The sequence below is a fragment of the Veillonella sp. DNF00869 genome, from assembly GCF_001553345.1.
Taxonomy (GTDB): Bacteria; Bacillota; Negativicutes; order Veillonellales; family Veillonellaceae; genus F0422.
In genome coordinates, this window is the sequence record NZ_KQ960761.1 from 1 (window position 1) to 733 (window position 733).

Annotated in this window: 1 pseudogene; it reads right to left on the bottom strand. The window is 38.5% G+C overall.

Annotated features, from left to right (window positions below):
- A pseudogene (locus tag HMPREF3032_RS01705) lies at positions 1-733 on the bottom strand (hypothetical protein); the annotation flags it as partial.

Genomic DNA, 733 nt, shown 5'->3' on the forward strand with positions numbered 1-733 from the left:
ACTTTTTCATCTAAGGATAAAGTAATCGTTCCATTATTAGCTACAGTTTTGATTTGATCAGCAGTACCAGCTACTTTTAAAGTGCCTGTGGCTAATGGTAAGTTCAAGTGATCTTCACCAGCTTTTGCACCTTCGTTAGTATCACCAGCATAACGTAGATTTGCATTATTAGTCACTGTTGTATTCAAGTTAGAAATTGCATTATCTACATATTTTTTGTTCGCTGCATCTCCATCATTTGTCGCTTCCGCTACATTAGTGATTTTCATGCCACCAGCATTGATACCATCTTTACCGATTGTTACAGTTTTAGTTTCACCAGCTGCACCACCTTGACCTGCTGCTGTATTAGCGATAGTTACACCATCTGCTCCTAAAGTAATTGTAGAACCTGGTTTACCTTCTCCTGTAGCGCTACTAATGGATTTAATATTGCCAAGGTTTTCCGCTAATTTCACATCAAGATCATCGTTATTTTTCACAACTTTGATATTGTTTGTTTCAGCATCTGCACGCGTGAAATTGTCAGCACCTTTGATTGTCAAAATAGTACCTAAATCACGGTGTACCTTAGCTGTTGTGTCATTACCTGTGAAGTCTAAGCCTTTAGTAACTAATGCACCATTAGCTGTAGTAATACGAGTATCTAATTTACTGATTGCCTCACCAACATTAGATGCTGTTTCTGTACCTGTACCATCCGCTTTTGTGATGTTGTATGTAGGGCCTGTGA